15 protein-coding genes are annotated in these 14,962 nt (G+C 60.0%); 14 read left to right on the forward strand and 1 reads right to left on the reverse strand.

Annotated elements, in window-relative coordinates:
• Positions 1 to 41: 41 nt before the first annotated feature.
• Both queC and HPT27_RS16500 read left to right on the forward strand, forming a co-directional pair.
• Positions 42 to 713, forward strand: a complete 672-nt coding sequence (gene queC / locus HPT27_RS16495) for a 7-cyano-7-deazaguanine synthase QueC (protein WP_407951148.1) — start codon at positions 42 to 44, stop codon at positions 711 to 713.
• A 191-nt stretch (positions 714 to 904) separates the two neighbouring features.
• Positions 905 to 1,387: a hypothetical protein gene (locus tag HPT27_RS16500; protein ID WP_172245819.1), complete on the forward strand. Its 483-nt coding sequence runs from the start codon at positions 905 to 907 to the stop codon at positions 1,385 to 1,387.
• 163 nt (positions 1,388 to 1,550) lie between these two features.
• On the opposite strand, the gene gndA is transcribed toward HPT27_RS16500, so the two are convergent.
• Positions 1,551 to 3,080, reverse strand: coding sequence for an NADP-dependent phosphogluconate dehydrogenase (gene gndA, locus HPT27_RS16505; RefSeq protein ID WP_172245821.1), 1,530 nt, complete (start codon positions 3,078 to 3,080; stop codon positions 1,551 to 1,553).
• A 156-nt stretch (positions 3,081 to 3,236) separates the two neighbouring features.
• On the opposite strand from gndA, the gene HPT27_RS16510 reads away from it, so the two are divergent.
• From HPT27_RS16510 to der, 12 genes are all read left to right on the forward strand, one after another.
• Complete coding sequence (locus HPT27_RS16510) at positions 3,237 to 4,118, forward strand: dienelactone hydrolase family protein (RefSeq protein WP_172245823.1); 882 nt, start codon at positions 3,237 to 3,239, stop codon at positions 4,116 to 4,118.
• Positions 4,091 to 4,225: a hypothetical protein gene (locus HPT27_RS19525; RefSeq protein ID WP_268935810.1), complete on the forward strand. Its 135-nt coding sequence runs from the start codon at positions 4,091 to 4,093 to the stop codon at positions 4,223 to 4,225. The genes HPT27_RS16510 and HPT27_RS19525 overlap by 28 nt, the downstream gene beginning before the upstream one ends.
• 7 nt (positions 4,226 to 4,232) lie before the next feature.
• The gene (locus HPT27_RS16515) at positions 4,233 to 5,114 is read left to right on the forward strand and encodes a DMT family transporter (RefSeq protein ID WP_172245825.1); all 882 of its coding nucleotides are present in this window, start codon (positions 4,233 to 4,235) and stop codon (positions 5,112 to 5,114) included.
• Positions 5,115 to 5,305: 191 nt separating this feature from the next.
• A complete protein-coding gene (ndk, locus tag HPT27_RS16520; protein WP_172245827.1) occupies positions 5,306 to 5,737 on the forward strand; it encodes a nucleoside-diphosphate kinase in 432 nt (143 codons plus the stop codon).
• A 222-nt stretch (positions 5,738 to 5,959) separates the two neighbouring features.
• The gene (rlmN, locus tag HPT27_RS16525; RefSeq protein ID WP_172245829.1) at positions 5,960 to 7,075 is read left to right on the forward strand and encodes a 23S rRNA (adenine(2503)-C(2))-methyltransferase RlmN; all 1,116 of its coding nucleotides are present in this window, start codon (positions 5,960 to 5,962) and stop codon (positions 7,073 to 7,075) included.
• Positions 7,076 to 7,128: 53 nt separating this feature from the next.
• The gene (gene pilW, locus HPT27_RS16530; protein WP_172245831.1) at positions 7,129 to 7,902 is read left to right on the forward strand and encodes a type IV pilus biogenesis/stability protein PilW; all 774 of its coding nucleotides are present in this window, start codon (positions 7,129 to 7,131) and stop codon (positions 7,900 to 7,902) included.
• Entirely contained in the window at positions 7,890 to 8,876 is a 987-nt protein-coding gene (locus tag HPT27_RS16535; protein WP_172245833.1) for a RodZ domain-containing protein, read from the forward strand. The genes pilW and HPT27_RS16535 overlap by 13 nt, the downstream gene beginning before the upstream one ends.
• Positions 8,877 to 8,921: 45 nt before the next feature.
• Positions 8,922 to 10,058 (forward strand): flavodoxin-dependent (E)-4-hydroxy-3-methylbut-2-enyl-diphosphate synthase, encoded by a 1,137-nt coding sequence (gene ispG / locus HPT27_RS16540; RefSeq protein WP_172245835.1) that lies wholly within the window; start codon positions 8,922 to 8,924, stop codon positions 10,056 to 10,058.
• Between the two features lie 96 nt (positions 10,059 to 10,154).
• Positions 10,155 to 11,432, forward strand: a complete 1,278-nt coding sequence (gene hisS / locus HPT27_RS16545) for a histidine--tRNA ligase (RefSeq protein ID WP_172245837.1) — start codon at positions 10,155 to 10,157, stop codon at positions 11,430 to 11,432.
• Between the two features lie 90 nt (positions 11,433 to 11,522).
• On the forward strand, positions 11,523 to 12,185 hold the full coding sequence (locus tag HPT27_RS16550; protein ID WP_172245839.1) for a YfgM family protein: 663 nt from the start codon (positions 11,523 to 11,525) through the stop codon (positions 12,183 to 12,185).
• The gene (bamB, locus tag HPT27_RS16555; RefSeq protein ID WP_172245841.1) at positions 12,182 to 13,423 is read left to right on the forward strand and encodes an outer membrane protein assembly factor BamB; all 1,242 of its coding nucleotides are present in this window, start codon (positions 12,182 to 12,184) and stop codon (positions 13,421 to 13,423) included. The genes HPT27_RS16550 and bamB overlap by 4 nt, the downstream gene beginning before the upstream one ends.
• 114 nt (positions 13,424 to 13,537) lie before the next feature.
• Positions 13,538 to 14,938: a ribosome biogenesis GTPase Der gene (gene der / locus HPT27_RS16560; protein WP_172245843.1), complete on the forward strand. Its 1,401-nt coding sequence runs from the start codon at positions 13,538 to 13,540 to the stop codon at positions 14,936 to 14,938.
• Positions 14,939 to 14,962 lie beyond the last annotated feature (24 nt).

Consider the following 14,962-nt stretch of genomic DNA (forward strand, 5'->3'; position numbering starts at 1 on the left):
GGCCACAATTCCCGTCTGAGGACTTTTCAGGAAGCCGATTGATGAATCCGCGCGCTGTCGTTCTGCTCTCCGGTGGCCTCGATTCCACCACCTGTCTTGCCATTGCCAAATCGCGTGGCTTTGACTGTTATGCGCTGAGTTTCAACTATGGCCAGCGTTCGCAGCAGGAGATTGTCTTTGCCGAGCGCATTGCCAAGGCGATGCAGGTTCGCGAACACAAAATCATTGATCTGGATCTGTCGCAGATTGGCGGTTCGGCACTGACCGATCACGCCATCGCCGTGCCGGAGGCGCCGACCAGCGGCATTCCGGTGACCTATGTGCCGGCCCGCAACACCGTGTTTCTGTCGATTGCGCTCGGCTGGGCCGAGGTGCTCGATGCCCGCCACATTTTCACCGGCGTCAATGCCGTGGATTACTCGGGCTACCCCGATTGCCGGCCGGCCTACATTGCGGCGTTTGAGCGTATGGCCAATCTGGCAACGCGTGCCGGCGTCGAAGGCCACATGCTGCATATCGAGACGCCACTCATCGCCCTCAGCAAAGCCGAGATTGTCCAGACCGGGACGGCGCTCGGCGTCGATTACAGCCTGACCGTGTCCTGTTATCAGGCCGATGATCACGGCCGCGCCTGCGGCCGTTGTGATGCCTGCCGGCTGCGCAAAGCCGGTTTTGTCGACGCGGGTGTGGCCGACCCGACCCGCTATCAATAAGTGCAGAAGGCGGCGGTACCGTTCAGTAATCGCACGTTACGGGCCAAGCCGTCGTTCGCCGTGGCGCCAGACGGCTGACTCCGCGGCGCAAAACTCCTGATCGAGCCTGCGGGTTTGCGGGCGCCTTCACATTGTCATTGCCGGTTCTTCCTTAGCATCGGGTCTCCACCCACACGGAAAGGGGAGGCAACATGCGACGCCAAGGAAAAGGGTTTCACCACGCGGCTTGTGCCGCATTCTCACTGGTTCTGTTCGGTTTCATTCTCGCTGCGGTTTTGCCGCAAACAGCACAGGCGGCCTTGCCGGCGGAACGTTTCGATGAGCCCGATGTGCCGGAGCTCGATCTCAACCGCGATCGCTGGCAGCGCTTTTTGTCCGCCAGTGCCGCCCGCTATCAGGCGCTGGCCGAAAAAGCCGAAATGCTGCAGGGCCGCTTTGCCGATGATTGCGCCGAACCAACCTTGATGCTGGCCGATCGGCGCGAATGCCTGCGCGGCGATGTCTTTGCCCGTGCGGCAATGGAGCGCGACGGCATGTCGCTGGACGAATACGCCAGCGTCTTGCATGCCGCCGTGGCCAACAGCGGCACGCTGCGGCCGTCGGCCAGTCAGCGTGGCCAGTTCCAGCGCCTGCGGGCGGAATGGTGGCCGGAGCGGCGCACGGCCGGGCAGTAACGGGGTTGAGATAAGCGAATTTCAAGCAAGAAAAAAGCCGCGATTGCGACTTTTTTCTTGGTCCAGTTTCTTGGACGAGTTTCTTGATTAGTCTTTCACGATTGTTTTTTCCTCACGGCAGGCGTCGCCTGACGCTGAAATCGCTTTTCCACCGGCTGCCGGTTCAGCCGTGTTTCACCACCGGCCGCCCCGGATGGCTCCATTCGACATGGAATTTCTTGCCGCGCGGTTTGTCGGTTCGCTCGAAGGCATGGGCGCCGAAATAATCGCGCTGGCCCTGCAGCAGATTGGCCGGCAATACCTCGGTACGATACGAGTCGTAATACGACAAGGCCGAGCTCAGGCCCGGCACCGGCACGCCCCATAAACTGGCGTTGGCGACGGCGCGCCGCCAGTTGCTCTGGTAGCGGGAAATCTGACCGGCGAAATACTGATCCAGCAGCAGGTTTTCCAGCTCCTCTTTGCGTTCGTAGGCATCGGCAATGGATTGCAGGAACGCCGCCCGAATGATGCAGCCGGCGCGCCAGATTTTCGCGATCTCGGCAAAGTTCAGCGACCAGCCCTGTTCGCGGGCGGCGGTTTTCATCAGATCAAAGCCTTGGGCGTAGGCGCAGATCTTGGCGCAGTACAGCGCATCGTGCAGTTGTTGGATCAGGGCTTCGCGTTCGGTCGCGGCTGGTCGTTCGGTGGCGGGGCCGGCCAATAGCTTCGAGGCTTGCACGCGCTGATCTTTCAAGGTGGAAATCGAGCGGGCGTAAACCGCTTCGGCAATGGTCGGTGCCGGACACCCCAGCTCCATGCTGCTGACAGCGGTCCACAATCCGGTGCCTTTCTGTCCGGCTTTGTCGAGAATGATCCGGACCAGCGGCTGGCCGGTTTCGCTGTCGCGGGTGGCCAATACATCGGCCGAGATTTCGATCAGATAACTGTTCAGCAGACCGTCATTCCAGTGGCGGAAGACGGCGGCGATTTCCTCGTCGGACATCGCCAGCGCATCTCGCATCACTTGATACGCTTCGCAGATCAATTGCATGTCGGCGTATTCGATGCCGTTGTGCACCATTTTGACGTAATGACCGGAACCGGACGGGCCGATATAAGCCGCGCACGGTTCGCCGCGAGCCACCACTTCACCGGGCGCTTTCCGTTCGATGGGCCGGCCGCTGGCCGGATCGACTTTCGCGGCAATCGCGGTCCACATCGGTTTGATCCGGGCCCAGGCATAGGGGTCGCCAGAGGGCATCAGCGACGGGCCGAAGCGAGCGCCGACTTCGCCGCCGGAAACCGCGGTCGAAAACAGAATGAATTTGCCTTCGTAATCTTTTTCACGGCGCTGGGTATCGGTCCACAGGCTGTTGCCGGTATCGACCACGATATCGTCGGCCTGCAGGCCGGCATCGATCAGTTTGTGGCAGACATCATCGACCGGATCGCCGGCCGGCACCGACAGTACAATGAGATGCGGCCGCTTCAGGCTGGCCAGCAGATCGGTGTAGGAGTTGCAGGTGTAGACCCGCGCCGGGCCATCGCCCCGTTCGGCGGCATCTTGCGCCATCAGGGCATTCAATTTGGCTTGATCCAGATCGAAGGCGATAACCGTAAAGCCGTTGTCGACCAAGTTCATGATGAGGTTCTTGCCCATCACGCCGGTGCCGACAAAACCGATGTCGCAAAGCTGCGCTGCTGCTGCCATGACACTCCCCACAGGATTGAAGTTGCTAACCGCGTCCTGACTGGTGCGACACGGCGTCCCTGACGGATGCGGAATTTCTGGCCAGTGTACTGGAAAGACTGAGCGCGGGAAGCCAGTATGGGGGCCCGTCACACGTGCTGATTGAGGAAAAGAGCGATGACCGAATCGAGAAAACCGGCGACTGCCGATGCCGCGGTTGATCCGTCGCGGCGGGCCTTTGTCACCGCCACGATCAGTGCCGGCTTTGCCGCGTCGGTGGCGCCCGCCATTGGCAGCATGGTGACCCAGACCGACAGCATCGGTCTGGATGCCGGTGAGACCCGGATTGCGGCTGGCGATATCGAGATGCTGGCGTATTACGCCAAACCGGCTGGCAAACCGGTCGACAAACAACAGTTGCCGGTGGTGCTGCTGGTGCAGGAGATTTTTGGTCTGCATGAGCATATTCGCGATCTGGTCCGGCGCCTGGCCAAGGCCGGTTATCTGGCGATTGCGCCCAATCTGTATCAGCGTCAGGGCGATGCGACGGCCGTCAGCGACATCAATCAGCTGGTGCAAACCATCGTGGCCAAGGTGCCGGACGCGCAGGTGTTTCGTGATCTTGATGCCGCGGTGGTCTGGGCCGGCGGTCATGGTGGCGATGTCAGCAAACTCGCGGTGACCGGTTTTTGCTGGGGCGGCCGGATCACCTGGCTGTATACGGCCTACAGTCCGGCCGTCAAAGCGGCAGTGGCTTGGTATGGTCGGCTGGTCGGTACGGCCAATGAACTGCAGCCCTTGTATCCGCTCGATGTCGTGACGCAGCTGCATGCGCCGGTGCTGGGGTTGTATGGCGAGTCCGATACCGGCATTCCGCAGGAGTCGGTCGAGAAAATGCGGGCGGCTTTGGCGGCGGCCGGCAAGCCTTCGGAAATCGTGGTTTACCCCAAAGCGCCGCACGGATTCAATGCCGACTACCGGCCCAGTTATGTCAGCGAATTCGCCGCCGATGGTTGGCACCGGATGCTGGAATGGTTCCGGAAAAACGGCGTGGCGTGATAGCCTTGCCCGGCCTGCAAACGGCGCACCCGATGGTGCGCCGTTTCATTTTTGCCAGCGAATTTTCCATTCAGCGCCAAGGCGCTGATGCCAACACGGGTGAGTGATATCGCGATGAATGCCGCAGGGTGGGGTTTGTATTTGCTGGCGGTACTGATCTGGGGCTCGACCTGGCTCCTGATCACCTTCCAGCTCGGCAAGGTGGCGCCGGAAGCGTCCATTGTTTATCGCTTTGCGCTGGCCGCGCTGGTGATGTTTGGCTGGTCAGCCTGGCGTGGCTTGACGCTGCGGTTCGATCGGGCTGCCCATATTCGTTTTGCGCTGCAGGGCGCGTTCCTGTTTTGCCTCAACTACGTGCTGTTCTATCACAGCGAACGGTTCATCAGCTCAGGTCTGGTGGCGCTGATTTGCTCCGGCATCGCCTTCTTCAACATGTTTGGCATGCGGCTGCTGTATGGCCAGGCCATTGCGCCGACCGTTGCGCTCGGGTCGTCGATCGGCATTGCCGGCATCATGGTGGTGTTCTGGCCGGAAGTGCGTGGATTCTCGGCTGGCCATGCCGGCTGGCTCGGCATCGCACTGGCGGCGATCGCGACGTTCAGCGCCTCCTGCGGCAATCTGGTTTCGGTCAGTCAGCGCCGGGCCAATCTGCCGGTACTGCAGTCGACCGCCTGGGCCATGTTGTACGGCACCTTGCTGACCGGCTTGTACGCGCTGCTGGCCGGGATACCGTTCGGCTTCGATTTTTCCCTGCGCTACCTCGGCTCGCTGGCCTATCTGGTGCTATTCGGTTCGGTGGTGGCGTTCATGAGCTACCTGACCTTGATCGCCCGGGTCGGCGCCGCCAAGGCCGCCTACGTCAACGTCACCGTGCCGATCGTGGCACTGATCCTGTCGGCGCTGGTCGAAGGCTTCCGCTGGCAGTTGGCCACCTTTGTCGGCATCGGCCTGTCGCTGCTTGGCAATCTCCTGGTCATGCAGGCCAGCAAGCGCTGAGTACTGAGGGCGTCTGGGCCGGCTGGAGACCGCTATTCAGCAGCCAGCGGCCTTGCCAGACCGGGACTAAAGTGCCTGTTTTTGGCTAGGTATTGGCCGCCACACAAGGGTATAATTCGCCGTTTTTCCGGGCCGGCCCTGGCGGGCGCGGCTTTTTCTGCAGATTTTTGCTAGTCCTTTTGGAGTTTTTCATGGCTGTCGAACGCACCCTTTCCATCGTCAAACCGGACGCAGTGGGCAACAACGTCATTGGCGAAATTTTCACCCGCTTTGAACGTGCCGGTCTGAAGATCGTTGCTACCAAGATGAAGCACCTCAGCAAGGCCGAAGCCGAAGGCTTCTACGCCGAGCACAAAGAACGCGGTTTCTTTGGCGCGCTGGTTGGTTTCATGACCTCGGGTCCGGTGGTGATCTCGGTGCTGGAAGGCGAAAACGCCGTGCTGCGTCACCGCGAAATCCTTGGCGCGACCGATCCGAAGAAAGCGCTGGCCGGCACCATTCGTGCTGACTATGCCGTCTCGGTTGATGAAAACGCTGCCCACGGTTCTGACGCAGTTGCGTCGGCCGAGCGCGAAATTGCTTACTTCTTCAAAGCCGACGAAGTCTGCCCGCGTACCCGCTAAGCCGTTCGGTTTCTAGCGGACGTTTTTGCCGGACAATGCTCGCAGACGCTGTTTGCAGGCGTTCTTTGCAGATGTTGTTCGCAGACGTAGATTGAAGCCGTAGTGTGTAGCAAGCACATCGTGAAACCGGCATCCGGTTTCACGATGTTGCCAAAGCCTGTAGCAAGGTAGAAATCCTGTAACAAGGCCGTCCTGTCAGTGCACAGGGCAATGGAGTATTTGATGACTGCAGTTGCAACGCCCGGCAAAGTGAATCTGCTGGGTCTCGATACCAACGGACTGGCCGAGTTTTTTGCCAGCATTGGCGAAAAACCGTTTCGCGCCACCCAGGTCCTGAAATGGATCCATCAGCACGGTGCCGATGATTTCGACACCATGTCCAACCTGAGCAAAGCGCTGCGGGAAAAGCTCAAGGAAACCGCTGAAATCCGCGGCCCGGAAGCCGTCACCGAACAAGTGTCCGCCGATGGCACCATCAAATGGGCCTTGCGCCTCGAAGGTGGTCAGCTGGTTGAAACCGTCTTTATTCCCACCACCGATCGCGGCACGCTGTGCGTGTCGTCGCAAGTGGGTTGCGCGCTCGATTGCGCGTTCTGCTCGACCGCCCAGCAAGGCTTCAATCGCAACCTGACCAGCGCTGAAATCATCGGCCAGGTCTGGCATGCCACCCGCCGTCTCGGCGCCGTTGCCACCACCGGTGAGCGCAAGGTCACCAACGTCGTGATGATGGGCATGGGCGAGCCGCTGCTCAATTTCGACAACGTGGTCACCGCGATGGGCATGATGCTCGACGACAACGCCTATGGCCTGTCCAAACGTCGGGTCACGCTGTCCACGTCCGGCGTGGTGCCGGGCCTGGAAAAGCTGATTGACCATATCGACGTCGCGCTGGCGCTGTCGCTGCATGCGCCAAACAATGCGCTGCGTGACGAGCTGGTGCCGGTGAACAAGAAATATCCGATCGAGGTGCTGCTGCCGGCTGTGCAGAAGTATCTCGACAAATCGCTGGCGGCCCGTACAGTCACCATCGAATATGTGATGCTCGACGGCGTCAACGATCAGGATGTCCATGCCCGCGAGCTGGCCCGGTTGCTGAAAGACATGCCGAGCAAGATCAACCTGATTCCGTTCAACCCGTTCCCGCAAACGCGGTTCAAGTGTTCCAGTGATGAACGAATTGAGCGGTTTGGCCAGATTTTGATTAACGCCGGCTTTACCGTAGTGACCCGGCGCACCCGCGGCGATGATATCGACGCGGCCTGTGGTCAGCTGGTCGGCAAGGTCAATGACCGGACCCGCCGCACCCAGCAAAAACAAATACCGATTTCTGTTCAGTAAACGAGCCGGAAACAAGACCGGCCCAATAAAACCGGCATGAGGAATGGAACGCGATGAAGCAATGCCTGACCGTCTGTGTATTGATGTTGTGCCTCGCTGCGTGCAGCAGCGCGCCGAGCAGTCAACCCGACAATCTGGCATCCGACAAGCGCGAGAAGGCCGCGGAAGCGCGGTTGGCTGCCGCATCCGGCTATCTGGACGCCGGCCAAATGGAGCGGGCCAAGTTCCATCTCGACAAGGCGTTGCAACACGCACCTGACAATGCGAACGTGCAGGCAACGCTCGGTTATTACTACTCGCTGGTCAGTGAAAACAAGCGGGCCGAAGAGCATTTCCAGAAAGCCTTGCGGCTGGATGGGGACAGTCCGGGCGTGCTGGATTTGTACGGCGTCTATCTCTGCCGTCAGGGCAAGTACAGCAAGGCGCAGGAATTGTTTGAACGTGCCATCGCCATTCCATCGAACCCGAAAATGGCGTCAGTGATGGAGAACGCCGGTCTCTGTGCGCTGCGCAGCAATGCCCCGGAAAAAGCCGACGAGTATTTCCGGCGGGCGCTGCAACACAATCCGAAGCAAGCCAACGCGTTGCTGGAAATGGCCAATCGCGAGCTGGAACAGCAGCGACTGGAGCGGGCCAAAGGGTATTGGGATCGATTCAAGGAAGTCGGACGCGATACCCCGCGTTCGTTGTGGGTGGGTATTCAGTTAGCACATGCGTTGCGCGACAAGGACACCGTTGCCAGCCTCGGCCTGAAACTGGAGCAGATCTTCCCGGACTCGGAAGAAGCTGATCTTTACGCAGATAAAAAACAACAATGGCGGAATTGACCACTGAAGCGGCGCCGGTTGCGGCGCCGCGAGTCGGACCGGGCGCCCGGCTGAAAGCCGGACGGGAAGCGCAAAAGCAATCGCTGGAGCAGGCTGCGCGGCATTTGCGGCTGGATGAACCCACGCTGGCCGCAATCGAATCGGATCACTATCCGGCGCACGTGCCGTCGACCTTTTTGCGCGGCTATTTGCGCGCCTATGCCAAATGGCTGGAATTGCCGGCCGACGAAATCGTCGCGGCCTATAACGAACAGCAGCCGAATGAAGCAACGCTGGCCGGTTTGAAAAGTTTGTTGCCGTTGCCTGAAAGCGGTCGCAGTCGCAGCAGCAAGTGGTTGTGGCTCAGCATGCTGGCCATTGTGCTGATCGTGGTTGTGGTCGCGGTGATCAAGCTGTCGCCGGGAAATTGGCTGGAGCAAATGCGCTTGGCAGACAGCAGTGTCAGTGCCACAGACAGCACGGCGACGTTGGCGCTGCCGCCGGAAACCACCAGCGGCGAACTGTCATTGCAGCTGGCGCCGGAAGAACCGGTGACCGACGCCGAAGTGGTGCCGGAAGCGGAAACCGAAACGGCTGCGAGCACCGAGAGCGTCGCGGCCAAGCCGGATCCGGCGACGAAGCCAAGTGAGAGCGCCAGCAAGCCGGCGACCAGCAACAGCCCAGCCACGTCGGCAAGCGTCGTTCCGGTGAGCACGTCAGCAGCGGAGCCGGTCAGCGGTAGCGGTGAGTTGCTGGAATTTGCGTTTATTGAAGACTGCTGGATTCGGGTGACCGATGCCGGCGGCAGCGTGTTGTCGGTAGGCATCAAGCAAAAGGGCAATCGGATTCGCTTGTCCGGTCAGGCGCCGCTGACCGTGGTGCTCGGCAATCCGAGTGGCGTGCAATTGCGGCACAACGGTCGGCCGATCGATTTGACCGCTTATCCGGGCGGTCGGCCGGCAACGCTGACCGTGCAAACGGCAGCCAGTGAATGATGATGGCGCGGCCGCAAGCCGCGTCGTGACGAGTATCGAGGACATATGAAAGGGCAGTCGTGGATCGTACGGCGCAAAACGCGCCAGATTCGGGTGGGCAATGTCCTGGTCGGCGGTGATGCGCCGATCAGCGTGCAAAGCATGACCAATACCGAAACGACCGATGTCGATGCGACTGTTGCGCAGATCGTGCAGCTGGCCAACGCCGGTGCCGATATTGTCCGGGTTTCGGTGCCGACCATGGACGCGGCCGAGGCGTTCAAAATCATCAAGCAGCGCTCACCGGTGCCGCTGGTTGCCGATATTCATTTCGATTACCGCATTGCGCTGAAAGTGGCGGAGTACGGGGTCGATTGCCTGCGCATCAACCCGGGCAATATCGGCAAGGAAGAGCGGGTGCGGGCGGTGGTCGATGCCGCGCGTGACAAGGGCATTCCGATTCGCATTGGCGTCAATGCCGGTTCGCTGGAAAAAGATCTGCAAGAGAAATACGGCGAGCCGACACCGGAAGCCTTGGTCGAGTCGGCGTTTCGACACATCGACATGCTCGACAAGCTGAATTTCCACGATTTCAAGCTCAGCCTGAAATCGTCGAACGTGTTCATGGCGGTCAGCGCGTATCGACTGATTGCCGCGCAAATTGATAATCCGCTGCATCTGGGCATCACCGAAGCTGGCGCCTTCCGCACCGGCACGGTGAAGTCGTCGGTGGGCCTCGGCATGCTGCTCGCCGAAGGCATTGGCGACACCATCCGCATTTCGCTGGCGGCCGATCCGGTCGAGGAAGTGAAAGTCGGCTGGGACATTTTGAAGTCGCTCGGTTTGCGCAACCGCGGCGTCAACATCATTGCCTGCCCGACCTGTTCGCGCGCCGAGTTTGATGTCATTGGCACGGTCAATGAGCTGGAGCTGCGGCTGGAAGATGTCCGCGAGCCGCTTGATGTCTCGGTGATCGGCTGCGTGGTCAACGGCCCAGGTGAAGCCGGTGAAACCGATGTCGGTCTGACCGGTGGCTTCAGTGGCTCGATGTTGTATTTCGACGGCGAGAAGCACGAGAAGATTCCGAACAACGACATCATCGACCGGCTGGAAAAAGCCGTGCGCGGCAAGCTGGCCGAGCGGGAAGCGCAGCATGCGGCCGCGGCCAAAGGTGCCGAGCGGCTGACAGTAAAAAACGCCTGAATGGAATGAATGATTGGTGGGAGCGGCTTTAGCCGCGATTGATTGGCATCGCGGCTAAAGCCGCTCCCACAACAACAAGACATGGTGGATTGTAAGTTGAGTAAAACCATTCAATCTGTGCGCGGCATGAACGATTTGTTGCCGACCCAGAGCCCGACCTGGCAGCGACTGGAAAGCGCGCTGCGTGCGCTGATGGCGCGCTACGGCTATGAAGAAATTCGCACCCCGGTGGTGGAAAAGACCGAGCTGTTTGCCCGCGCCGTCGGCGCGGTGACCGATATCGTCGAGAAAGAAATGTATACCTTTCTCGATCGGGAAAAAGAGTCGCTCAGTTTGCGCCCGGAAGGCACAGCCTCCTGTGTTCGCGCCGGTATCGAACAAGGCCTGCTCTATAACCAGGAACAGCGGCTCTGGTACATGGGCCCGATGTTCCGGCACGAGCGCCCGCAAAAGGGCCGCTACCGTCAATTTCACCAGCTCGGTGTCGAAACCTTCGGCATTCCGGGGCCGGATGTCGACGCTGAGCTCATCCTGATGACGGCGCGACTCTGGCGCGAACTCGGCTTTGCCGACAAGGTTGAGTTGCATCTGAATTCGCTCGGCTCCAACGAAGCGCGCAAAGCCTACCGGGAAAAGCTGGTGGCATTTTTGCGCCAGCACGAAGCCATTCTCGATGAGGACAGCAAGCGCCGGCTGGAAACCAACCCGCTGCGCGTGCTCGACAGCAAGAGCCCGGCTGTGCAGGCGGTGTTGAAGGACGCGCCGCAGCTGATCGATTGCCTCGATGCCGAGTCGCAAGCGCATTTCGATGGCCTGAAAAAACTGCTTGATGCGGCCGGCATTGCCTACGTGATCAACCCGCGGCTGGTGCGTGGTCTCGATTATTACAATCGCACCGTGTTCGAGTGGATGACGGACGCGCTCGGCGCCCAGGGGACCATTTGCGGTGGCGGTCGTTACGATGGTCTGGTCGAGCAGCTCGGCGGCCATGCCACCACGGCCTGTGGTTTTGCCATGGGTATCGAGCGTATTGTGCTGTTGCTGGAAGCGGTCCACGGCGTGACTGCGCCGAGCCAAGCCGATGTCTTTGTTGCCGCGCTCGGTACCGAAGCAGAGCTGGCGGTATTTCCGCTCAGCGAGCAGCTGCGCGATGCGCTGCCGGCCTTGCGACTGGTGCAGGGGCATGGCGGCGGCAATTTGAAGAAACTGCTCAAGCGGGCTGACCGCAGCGGTGCCCGTTACGCGCTGATTGTTGGCGACAGTGAGCTGCAGCGCGGGGTTGCCGCGGTCAAGCCACTGCGCGGTGAAGGTGAGCAGCAGGATATTCCGTTCGCCGAGTTGGCGAACTTTTTGACCAAAGCCCTCTCGAACTGACGGCCTCACGCCTCCGCGTTGGGGCGGCCGTTGCCACGAGAGATGAACGACGAAGATTGAATGACCAATAGTTTGGTTTAGGAGCAGAACGTGGACGTTTTTACAACTGAAGAACAACAACTCGAAGTCATCAAGAAGTGGTGGCGTACCAACGGTAGCTCGGTGCTGATCGGCGCAGCTTTGGGTTTGGCAGCGATTGCCGGCTGGAAGTATTACCAGCAGAACGAGCTGAACAAAGCCGTCAATGCGTCGGATGCCTACGAGGCCGTGATCAAGCTGGCCGACGATGCCGGCAAGCGCAGCGAATTCAAGCAGCAAGCTGAAGCGCTGGTTAGCGAACACCAGGGCACCGCCTACGCTCAGTTTGGTCAGCTGTATCTGGCCCGGGAAGCGGTGCGCGACAACGATCTGGCGCGTGCTGCCAGCCTGTTGCAGGCCGTGGTCAACAAACCGGAACACGAAGCGATTGGTCACGTCGCGACCTTGCGGTTGGCGCGGGTCAAACTGGCGCAGGGCGAAAGCGACGCAGCACTGAAGCTGGTTGATATCAGCAAGGAAAAAGCCGGTGCCTATGCTGGCGCTTACGCGCTGGTGCGTGGTGATGTCTTGACCGCGCTGAATCGTACTGCTGAAGCCAATGCCGCCTATCAGGACGCTGCTGCTGAGCAGAGCGTTGCGGCACAGGATCCGGCGCTGGCCATGAAACTGGATGCCAGCGCACTGCCGGCCCTGGCCACGGAAACCGCGAAATGAAAACTGTATTGAACCGCCGTTGGTTGCGCGCCGCGGCCTTGTCGCTGGCCGGTTTGTTGCTGGTCAGCTGCGCCAGTGATGACGAGGAAGTGGTTGTTGCGCCGGTGCCGGATATCACGCCGCAATTTGAGCCGCATCCGCTCTGGAGCAAAACGGTCACCACGACTGTTGGTGAAGACATTTCTCTGGCGCTTGGTGCCACCTGGCGCACGATTTGGCCGTGGGCGGGTTCGCCGGATGCCGATCGGCCGATCGACGGTGGCTTTGCCCCGAATCTGGAACCGGTGGTGTACGGCAATCGGGTTTTTGTCGCCAACGGTGAAGGTCTGTTGCTGGCGCTGGATCGCGATGGCAAGGAACTCTGGCGTTACTGGCTTGGTAGCCGCCTGTCCGGCGGTATGGCCGCCGGTGCCGGCATCTTGATCGTCGGCACGCCAGAAGGTGTCGTGCTGGCGCTGGATTCGGAAACCGGTCAGGAAAAATGGCGCAATACCGTTTCCAGTGAAGTCATTGCCCCGCCGGCAGTTGGCGAAGGTTTTGTTGTAGTCCGCACGGTCGATGGCAAATTGTTTGCGCTCGATGTCGATAGCGGCGAACGCAAATGGTTTTCCGATCGCAACGTGCCGTTGTTGACCCAGCGTGGGACCAGTTCACCGCTGATCGGTGGTGGCATTGCGCTGGCCGGATTTGATAACGGCAAGGTGGCCGCATTCCGGCTCGACAATGGTCAACCGCTGTGGGAAAAGCGGGTCGGTCAGCCGACCGGCCGCTCCGAGATCGAGCGCATTGCCGATGTTGACACCAATCCGCTGGTATTCGGCAACGTGATGTATGCTGCCAGCGTCAACGGCAGCATCATCGCCGTGGATCTGCGCAACGGCGAAACGCTGTGGCAGCGCGAACTGTCGACCTACCGCAATCTCGGTGTCGATGCCCAGATGCTGTTTGCCAGCAATACACAGGGCTATGTGGTTGCGCTGGACCGTCGTAACGGCTTTGTCCTGTGGACCCAGAAGGCGCTGGAAAATCGCCAGTTGAGCGCGCCGGTATCGATGGGTGACTATGTTGTGGTCGGGGATCTGGAAGGCTACCTGCACTTCATGAAGCGCGAAGATGGCGCGTTTGTGGCCCAGGTGCAGGTCGATAGCGATGGCTTGCAAGCGCCGCCGCAAGTCGTCGATCAGCAGTTGCTGGTCTATGATCGTGACGACACGCTGCATCTGTACAAGTTGCCCTGAGCTTTGACGTAGCAAGCTCCAGCGCCGGGCGTGATCGCGTCCGGCGCTTTTTCGTTTTTTTGCTTTTGTGTTTTCGTGTTTTCGTGTTTTCGTTTTGACGGTTGAGTTCTTGGTATGTTGCCTGTTATCGCTCTGGTCGGCCGACCCAATGTCGGCAAGTCCACCCTGTTCAACCAGCTGACCCGCAGTCGGGACGCGCTGGTCGCTGACATGCCCGGCCTGACCCGGGATCGCAAATACGGCCGCGCCCAACTGCGAGACCGGATGGCGATCGTCATCGACACCGCCGGTATCACCGGCGAAGAAGAGGGCATCGATGAAGCGATGGCCAAACAGTCGCGGCTGGCGATGGAAGAAGCCGATCTGGTGTTGCTGCTGTGCGACGCCCGTGACGGCCTGACCCCGATCGACGAACAGGTCGCGCGCGAACTGCGCACCATGAACAAGCCGACCCTGCTGGTGGTCAACAAGATTGATGGCTTGAACATCGATCTGGTGTTGCCGGAATTTTTTGCCCTCGGTCATGGTGAGCCGCAACCGATTGCCGCGGCGCACGGCCGCGGCGTTCTGCAAATGATCGATGCCGTGCTGGAGCGATTGCCCGACGCGCCGGAACTGACCGAAGAAGAACGTGCTGCGCAAGGCATCAAGATGGCGATTGTCGGCCGGCCGAACGTCGGCAAGTCGACGCTGGTCAACCGCATTCTCGGTGAAGATCGGGTGCTGGTGTTTGACATGCCCGGCACCACCCGCGATTCGATTTACGTCGAGATGGAACGGCGTGGCACCAAATACACCCTGATTGACACCGCCGGTGTTCGTCGCCGCGGCAAGGTGTTTGAAGCGGTCGAAAAATTCTCGGTGGTCAAAACCCTGCAAGCCATCGACGACGCCCATGTCGTCATTCTGGTGATGGACGCCAAAGAAGCCATTACCGATCAGGACCTGCATTTGCTTGGCTATGTGATGGACACCGGCCGGGCGTTGGTGCTCAGCGTCAACAAATGGGATGGCCTGGACAGTGATCAACGCCAGCTGATCAAGGACGACATCGATCGCCGGCTGGGCTTTGCCGATTTCGCCCGCCTGCATTTCATTTCGGCGCTGCATGGTACCGGCGTCGGCGATCTGTTTGATTCGGTGCACGAAGCCTATGACTCGGCGCATCTGGATGTGCCGACCAGCAAGATGACTGAGCTGCTGCAACAGGCACAAGCCGAGTTTCAGGCCCCGCAAGTCAATGGTCGGCGAGTCAAGATGCGTTATGCCCACCTCGGTGGCCACAATCCTTTTCTGGTGGTCATTCACGGCAACCAGGTGTCGCGCTTGCCGATGAACTATCAGCGCTATCTCATCAACTATTTCCGCAAACGGCTCAATCTGGTGGGGGCGCCGATTCGGCTGGAACTGAAGGATGCCGACAACCCGTTCAAGGATCGCAAGAACACCTTGAGCGAGCGCCAGGCTGACCGCCGGCGACGGATGATCCGCAATCGCAAACGCGGCGAAAAATAGCCCGACTTTATTGCGGAATCCAGA

This window comes from Permianibacter fluminis, assembly GCF_013179735.1.
GTDB lineage: Bacteria > Pseudomonadota > Gammaproteobacteria > Enterobacterales > Permianibacteraceae > Permianibacter > Permianibacter fluminis.